6 protein-coding genes are annotated in these 7,325 nt (G+C 74.0%); 3 read left to right on the forward strand and 3 right to left on the reverse strand.

Features of this window, described 5'->3' with window-relative positions; translation table 11 throughout:
* Window positions 1-85 precede the first annotated feature (85 nt).
* Entirely contained in the window at window positions 86-1,984 is a 1,899-nt protein-coding gene (locus tag HII36_RS51850) for a methylmalonyl-CoA mutase subunit beta (RefSeq protein WP_173530794.1), read from the forward strand.
* Window positions 1,981-4,146, forward strand: a complete 2,166-nt coding sequence (scpA, locus tag HII36_RS51855) for a methylmalonyl-CoA mutase (protein WP_173530795.1) — start codon at window positions 1,981-1,983, stop codon at window positions 4,144-4,146. Before HII36_RS51850 ends, scpA begins: the two co-directional genes overlap by 4 nt.
* An 18-nt stretch (window positions 4,147-4,164) precedes the next feature.
* Here scpA and HII36_RS51860 read toward each other — a convergent pair whose 3' ends face one another.
* The gene (locus HII36_RS51860) at window positions 4,165-4,455 is read right to left on the reverse strand and encodes a DUF1905 domain-containing protein (protein ID WP_173530796.1); all 291 of its coding nucleotides are present in this window, start codon (window positions 4,453-4,455) and stop codon (window positions 4,165-4,167) included.
* 28 nt (window positions 4,456-4,483) lie between these two features.
* Window positions 4,484-5,122, reverse strand: coding sequence for a maleylpyruvate isomerase family mycothiol-dependent enzyme (locus HII36_RS51865; RefSeq protein WP_173530797.1), 639 nt, complete (start codon window positions 5,120-5,122; stop codon window positions 4,484-4,486).
* 86 nt (window positions 5,123-5,208) lie between these two features.
* Between HII36_RS51865 and HII36_RS51870 the strand changes: the two genes are divergently transcribed.
* Entirely contained in the window at window positions 5,209-5,862 is a 654-nt protein-coding gene (locus tag HII36_RS51870) for a TetR/AcrR family transcriptional regulator (protein ID WP_217371033.1), read from the forward strand.
* Window positions 5,863-5,872: 10 nt separating this feature from the next.
* On the opposite strand, the gene HII36_RS51875 is transcribed toward HII36_RS51870, so the two are convergent.
* On the reverse strand, window positions 5,873-7,325 hold a 1,453-nt coding region (locus HII36_RS51875), incomplete at its 5' end, for a HEAT repeat domain-containing protein (RefSeq protein WP_236005030.1).

A 7,325-nucleotide genomic window follows, 5' to 3' on the forward strand; every position in this document is an offset into this window, starting at 1 on the left:
AGGCAGGGGAACCGCCCCGACAGGGGCGGGGGCAGGGGTGACCCGGGGTCACGGCTGCGGGCCGGTTCGGCCTACTATCCCATGCATGGAACTGGCAGCGGGGTTTCCCTCCACTACGCGAGACGGCTGGCGGAGACTGGCGGTCGAGGTCCTGCGGAAGTCCGGGGTCGAGGCGGAGTCGCCGGAGGCGGCGTTGTCCCGGCTGACCTACGACGGGATTCGCATCGCCCCGCTGTACGACGTCGACGACCTGCCCGGCGATCCCGGCCTGCCCGGCGCGCCGCCGTACGTGCGCGGCGGCCGGGCCGTCACCGGCTGGGACGTGCGGCAGCGGCACGCGGTGGCCGCCCCCGAGGCGGTGCTGTCCGACCTGGAGAACGGGGTCACCTCGCTGTGGCTGGTGCTCGGCGACGGCGCGATCGGCGTGGACGAGCTGGGGTCCGTGCTGAAGGACGTCTACCTGGATCTGGCGCCGGTCGTGCTGGAGGCGGGGGACCGCACGGGTGAGGCGGCCGCGGCCCTGTTCGCGCTGGCCGCCGAGCGCGGCACCGCGCCGAGCGGCAACCTGGGCGCGTCCTCGATCGGCCCCGGTTTCCCGGGCGCGCCCTCGGCCGGCTCGGGTTTCCGAGGCACCTCTTCGGTCGGTGCCGGTTCCTCGGGCGCGCCCTCGGTCGGCGCCGCTTCCCAGGATGCGTCCTCGATCGGTGCCCGTTCCTTGGGCGCCGAGCTGGCGGTGCGGTGTGTGGCGGAGTTTCCCGGGCTTCGGGCGATCACCGTCGACGCGACCCGTTACCACGACGCCGGCGGCAGCGACGCCGAGGAACTGGGCTGCTCGATCGCGGCGGGCGTGGCGGAGCTGCGGGCGCTGACCGGGGCCGGGCTCGACGTCGAGCAGGCGCTCGGGCAGATCGACTTCCGCTACGCCGCCACCGCCGACCAGTTCGCCACCATCGCCAAGCTGCGCGCGGCCCGGCTGCTGTGGGGGCGGGTGGCCGAGGTGTGCGGCGCGGCCGGGCACGGCGGGCAGCGGCAGCACGCCGTCACCAGCTCGGCCATGATGACCGCCCGCGACCCCTGGGTGAACCTGCTGCGCACCACGCTGGCCTGCTTCGCCGCCGGGGTGGGCGGGGCCGACGCGGTCACGGTGCAGCCGTTCGACGCCTGCCTGGGGCTGCCCGACGCCTTCTCGCGCCGGATCGCCCGCAACACGCAGGCGCTGCTGCTGGAGGAGTCCGGCGTGGGACGGGTGATCGACCCCGCCGGCGGGTCCTGGTACGTCGAGCGGCGCACGTCCGAGCTGGCCGAGCGGGCCTGGGCGTGGTTCCAGGAGATCGAGGCGGCGGGCGGCGTCGAGGCGGCCGGGCCGCTGATCGCCGCGCGGATCGCGGACACGCGCGAGCGGCGCGCGGCCGACGTCGCGCACCGCCGCTTCCCGATCACCGGCGTGAGCGAGTTCCCCGACATCCACGAGAAGCCGGTACGCCGGCCCGCCGAAGCCGCTTCCCCGGCCCACGCGGGCGGGCCGGCCGCGACGGCGCGGCGGCCGGTCGAGGGTGGGCCGGTGCGTTACGCCGCGGAGTTCGAGGCGCTGCGCGACCTGGCCGACGCCCAGCCCGAGCGCCCGAAGGTCTTCCTGGCCACGATCGGCCCGGTGGCCGCGCACACCGCGCGCGCCGCCTTCGCCGCGAACCTGTTCCAGGCCGGCGGCCTGGCCACCGAGACGGCCGGCCCTGGCGCCGACCCCGAGCAGATCGCCACCGCCTTCGCCGTCAGCGGCTCCACCGTCGCCTGCCTGTGCTCCAGCGACCGCCTGTACGTCCAGCACGCCGCGGCCGTGGCCGCCGCGCTGCGGCACGCGGGGGCGAGAAAGGTCTGGCTGGCGGGGAAGGGGGAATACGAGGGCGTCGACGCCTGTCTCTACGCCGGATGCGACGCGCTCGACGTCCTCCGCACGACCTTCGACGACCTGGAGGTGACCCGATGATCCCGGACTTCTCCGGCATCCCGCTGAACCCCGCCGCGGGTTACCCACCGCCCGCGGGTGAGACGCCCGCGGGTGAGACGCCCGAGGGCGAGGTGTGGGAGACGCCCGAGGGCATCGGCGTCAAGCCGCTCTACACCGCCGACGACCTCGAAGGGCTCGACTTCCTGCGTACCTATCCGGGCGCGGTGCCGTTCCTGCGCGGGCCGTACCCGACGATGTACGTCAACCAGCCGTGGACCATCCGCCAGTACGCGGGCTTCTCCACGGCCGAGGACTCCAACGCCTTCTACCGCCGCAACCTGGCGGCCGGCCAGAAGGGGTTGTCGGTGGCCTTCGACCTGGCCACCCACCGCGGCTACGACTCCGACCACCCGCGCGTGGCGGGGGACGTCGGCATGGCCGGGGTGGCCATCGACTCCATCTACGACATGCGGCAGCTGTTCGACGGCATCCCGCTGGACGAGATGTCGGTGTCGATGACCATGAACGGGGCCGTGCTGCCGATCCTGGCGCTGTACATCGTGGCGGCCGAGGAGCAGGGGGTGGCGCCCGAGCAGCTGGCGGGGACCATCCAGAACGACATCCTCAAGGAGTTCATGGTCCGCAACACCTACATTTATCCCCCGGCGCCGTCGATGCGCATCATTTCGGATATTTTCGCGTATACCAGTGAAAAAATGCCGAAATTTAATTCGATCAGCATTTCCGGGTACCACATCCAGGAAGCCGGGGCGACGTGTGACCTGGAGCTGGCGTACACGCTGGCCGACGGCGTCGAGTACCTGCGTGCGGGCGTAGCGGCCGGAATGGACGTGGACCGGTTCGCGCCCCGGTTGTCGTTCTTCTGGTGCATCGGCATGAACTTCTTCATGGAGGTCGCCAAGCTGCGCGCCGCGCGGCTGCTGTGGGCGAAACTCGTCGCCGGATTCGGTGCGAAGAACCCCAAATCGCTGAGCCTGCGCACGCACAGCCAGACCTCCGGCTGGTCGCTCACCGCCCAGGACGTCTTCAACAACGTCGCGCGCACCTGCGTCGAGGCCATGGCCGCCACCCAGGGCCACACCCAGTCGCTGCACACCAACGCGCTGGACGAGGCGCTCGCGCTGCCCACCGACTTCTCCGCGCGCATCGCCCGCAACACCCAGCTCCTGCTGCAGCAGGAGTCGGGAACCACGCAGGTGATCGACCCCTGGGGCGGCTCGTACTACGTCGAACGCCTCACCCACGACCTGGCGGAACGCGCCTGGGCGCACATCCAGGAGGTCGAGTCGGCCGGCGGCATGGCCAGGGCCATCGAGGCCGGGCTGCCGAAGCTGCGCATCGAGGAGGCGTCCGCCCGCACCCAGGCCCGCATCGACTCCGGCCGACAGCCGGTCATCGGCGTGAACACCTACCGCGCCCAGTCCGACGAGCCGATCGACGTGCTCAAGGTGGACAACAGCGCCGTCCGCGCCCAGCAGCTCGACAAGCTGCGCCGGCTGCGCGCCGAACGCGACGAGGACGCCGTGCGGCGCGCGCTCGACGCGCTCACCAAGGCCGCCGACAGCCCCACCCCCGGCCTCGACCACAACCTGCTCAAGCTCTCGGTGGACGCCGCCCGCGCCAAGGCCACCGTGGGCGAGATCTCCGACGCGCTGGAGCGGGTGTTCGGCAGGCACGCCGAGCAGGTCCGTACGATCTCAGGGGTGTATCGCGACGAGAGCGGCCCGAGCGCGGTCATCGAACAGGCCAGGCAGGCCTGCGCGGACTTCGAGCGCGCCGAGGGCCGGCGGCCCCGCATCCTGGTCGCCAAGATGGGCCAGGACGGGCACGACCGCGGCCAGAAGGTGATCGCCACCGCCTTCGCCGACCTGGGCTTCGACGTCGACGTCGGCCCGCTGTTCCAGACCCCGGAGGAGGTGGCCAGGCAGGCGGTGGAGGCCGACGTGCACATCGTCGGCGTGTCGTCGCTGGCGGCCGGCCACCTGACGCTGGTACCCGCGCTCCGCCAGGCCCTGGCCGAACTCGACGCCGCGGACATCATGATCGTGGTGGGCGGTGTGGTGCCGCCCGGCGACTACGACGAGCTGCGGGCGGCGGGCGCGGCGGCCATCTTCCCGCCGGGCACGGTCATCGCCGACGCGGCACTCGACCTGCTGACCGACCTGAGCAACCGCCACTAGCGCCCGGTGTTGGGGTGCTCAGCCGTGCCGTCGCTCTAGCCGCACCGCCACCTCCGCGCCCGCCTGGTCCTTGCCGATCAGCGTGCACAGGGCGGCGCGGAGCGGCAGCCAGTGCGGGCCCTGGCCGGACGGCATCAGCGTGGCCGAGAACGGGTGCCCGTCGATGGTGCCGCTGACCTTGACCGGTCGCCGGGTGCCGAGCACCGCGGCCGAGTCGGGCACGGTCAGGTAGGTGGGGAAGGCGCCGTCCTTCTCGATCGGGGCGGTGAAGGCGTGGTCGAGCGGCTGCGCGGGCTTCGTCGTGGTCATCGTGGCGTCCTTCTCGGGTCGGAGGGGGTCAGCGGGCGGACATGCGGGCGGTGAGGACGTCGAGGCCGGGGCCCGACAGACCGGCGAGACCTGCGGGGCGGCCGGTCGCGACGAGCAGCAGGTCGGCCGCCGTCCCCCGCACCTCCTGCCCGTCCCCGGACGTCCAGGGCGCGTCGGACGCGACCAGTCGCAGCCCGTCGAGGCGTTCCGGCGCGTGGTAGAAGCGGTTGCCCGCGACGTAGGAGAGCGCGGCGACGGCGGCCGCCCGCGGCATCGGACGGTCGCGGCCCAGCGGCCGGGCGATGTCCTGGCCGTGCACGAGCAGGTCCACCAGGGGGTCGAGCGGGCCGCTGCCCGGCATGCGGCGTGCCGACGCGGCGCTCTCGCGTAACAGCGTGACGAGCTCGGCCGGGGTGGCGGCGGCGGCCCGGGCCCTGGCTCGGCGGTCCGTCATGCGGTGGAAGTCGCCACGGGCCCGGATCATGCCGGTGACCATGCTCAACGGCGTGGTGCGGGTGGTGGTGGTCAGGTGTGCCGCGACGTCCCGCACCGTCCAGCCGGAGCACAGCGAGGGCGTCGCCCACTCCGCGTCGTCCAGTTTCTCCAGCAGCGCGCACAGGCTCAGCCGCTCGGCTTCGACGGCTGCGTGCACGGCCTCGGTGTCCATCTGGTACCCCTCCTGTGCTGCGGCGCGATGCTGGTCTACACTGTGAACATTCGACATGTTCACAACGTACACATGAGGTTGGAGGCGTGGCAAGGGTGACCAGGAATCCGCCCGGATATCACCACGGCAACCTGCGGACGGCACTCATCGAGGCCGCCATGGACACCGCCAGGCTCAAGGGCGTGGGCGCGCTCGGGCTCCGCGAGCTGACCCGCACGGTCGGGGTGTCGCCGAACGCCGCCTACCGGCACTTCGCCGACCTGCGCGCGCTGGTGCTCACCGTCGCGCTGGAGGCCAGGCACCGCCTCGCGCACGCCATCCTGCACCGGCTCACCGAAGCCACCGCCGGAGCCGACGCCCGGGAGGTCGCCGGGCGGCGGCTGCGTGCGTTCGGCCTGGCCTACGCGGACTTCGCCGTGGCCACCCCCGGCTGGTACGAGCTGACCTGCGCCTCCCAGGAGGCCCCGCCGGACGAGAACGTGCCCGCCGCCGGTGACGACCCGCCGCCCCCGCCGCACCTCATCCTGCTCGGCATCCTGGACGACATGGTGGAATCCGGGGCGATGCGGCCCGATCGCCGTCCCGACGCGGAGTGGGCCTGCTGGTCGGCCGTGCACGGGTTCGCGGAGCTGTGCGTGCACGGGCCGCTGCAGGGCCTGCCCCCGGACGAGGCCGCCCGCCTGGCGGGCCAGGTGATGGACAACCTCGTCCTGGGCCTGACCGCCGATCCCACGCGCTGACCCGCGGCGGTCAGCCGATCGTGACGTCCCACGCCTGCGTACTCACCTCGGGGTGCGGGCAGGCACGCAGCGCGCGCAGGAGGCCGGCCCACGGCGGCGCCCAGTTCGAGTCCTCGCCGCCGACGCGGGTGAGCGTGAGCGCGAGCCAGGCCGCCGCCTGGTCGCCGCGCGCCGCCAGCCGCCTGGCCGCCGGCAGCGCCGCCGCCGGCCGTAGCGGAGCGCGTTCGCCCTGGTCGCAGAACAGGTCGGCGATCAGCTCGGCGGCCGTCCCCGCGGCCAGGACGGGACGGTCGCGCAGCAGATCGGCCAGCTCGCACAACCCGTCGGCGAACTCGTCGGCGAACCCGTCGGCGTCCCCGGCGAGCTCCTGGCCGGGGGCGGGCAGCAGCGACACGGCGACGCGTACCGCCTGGGGGAGCAGGAGCGGGTGGTCGGCGAGCAGGTCCAGCGCGTTGCGGGCCGGCTCGCGCTGCCACGGCTCCGGCACGTCCCGCACCGGGTCCAGGCACCTGACGATGTCGTTCACCCGCTTCCGAGCCGGCCCGCGCGGATCGTCGTCCGGCACGGCGGCGGCCAGCCTGGACAGCACGCCGAGCGTGTGCCCCCGCACCGCGCCGCTGCGCACCAGCGCCAGGAAGGCGTCCGTGAGCCGTCCGTCCGTGCCGGGATCCGCCACGGCCTCGACGATCTCCGTGAGGTCACCCCGGTACCAGCGGGCCCATGTGGCGAACGCCCTCGCCCCATGGGACCGCACCGCGGGCGGGCCGGCGGCCGGCAGCAACCGCCGGATCAGGTCCGCGTAGCGCGGGCGCGCGGACGCGACGTACTCCAGCGGGACGGCCTGGAAGAGCGTACGCAGCAGTTGCTCGCTCGCCGGCCGCTCGGCGGCGTCGGCGAGCGCGTCCAGCGTGCGCGGGTCCTCGGGCATGGCACGCAGCGCCGCGGCCAGCGTCACCCGGACGTCCGGGTGCACGTCGGGCTCGGCCCAGGCCCGCAGCAGGACGTCCACCGCGCCGGGCGGCCGGTTGCGCGCCAGCTGCCTGACGGCCAGCTTGCGCAGCGTCACCTTGCCGCCTGGGTCGGTGAGCGCATGCTCCAGCAGGGGACCGAGCACGGACGGCGGCACCGCGGGACAGCAGCGGGCCAGCGCGGCCACCGCCACGCGCGACGATCCGCCACCCCCATGAGCCAGCAGGACGGGCAGGGCACGCGCGGGCCTGTCGACGCCGGCCAGGGCCGTGATGGCGGCTTCGGCCAGGACCGTCTCCTCGCGGGACGCCCAGGCGGCCAGCAGCTCGACGCCGCCGCCGACGCGGGCGGTCGCGCGGATGGCGGCGATCCGGGTCGAGACGGCCAGGCGGTCGTCGGCGACGAGGTCCGCCAGGCGGGCGCGGACGCTGTCCCGCTGGCTCGGCGACCACCGACCGGCCTGGCCGCCTTCGACCGGCGGCACCCACCCGCCC

Source organism: Nonomuraea antri (genome assembly GCF_013283785.1).
GTDB classification, from domain to species: Bacteria; Actinomycetota; Actinomycetes; order Streptosporangiales; family Streptosporangiaceae; genus Nonomuraea; species Nonomuraea antri.

What these genes read in the sequence shown, in the direction of transcription:
- HII36_RS51865 (WP_173530797.1), bottom strand. Translation starts at nt 5,122, where the DNA reads ATGGACACCGAGGCCGTGCACGCAGCCGTCGAAGCCGAGCGGCTGAGC.
- scpA (WP_173530795.1), top strand. Translation starts at nt 1,981, where the DNA reads ATGATCCCGGACTTCTCCGGCATCCCGCTGAACCCCGCCGCGGGTTAC.
- HII36_RS51860 (WP_173530796.1), bottom strand. Translation starts at nt 4,455, where the DNA reads ATGACCACGACGAAGCCCGCGCAGCCGCTCGACCACGCCTTCACCGCC.
- HII36_RS51850 (WP_173530794.1), top strand. Translation starts at nt 86, where the DNA reads ATGGAACTGGCAGCGGGGTTTCCCTCCACTACGCGAGACGGCTGGCGG.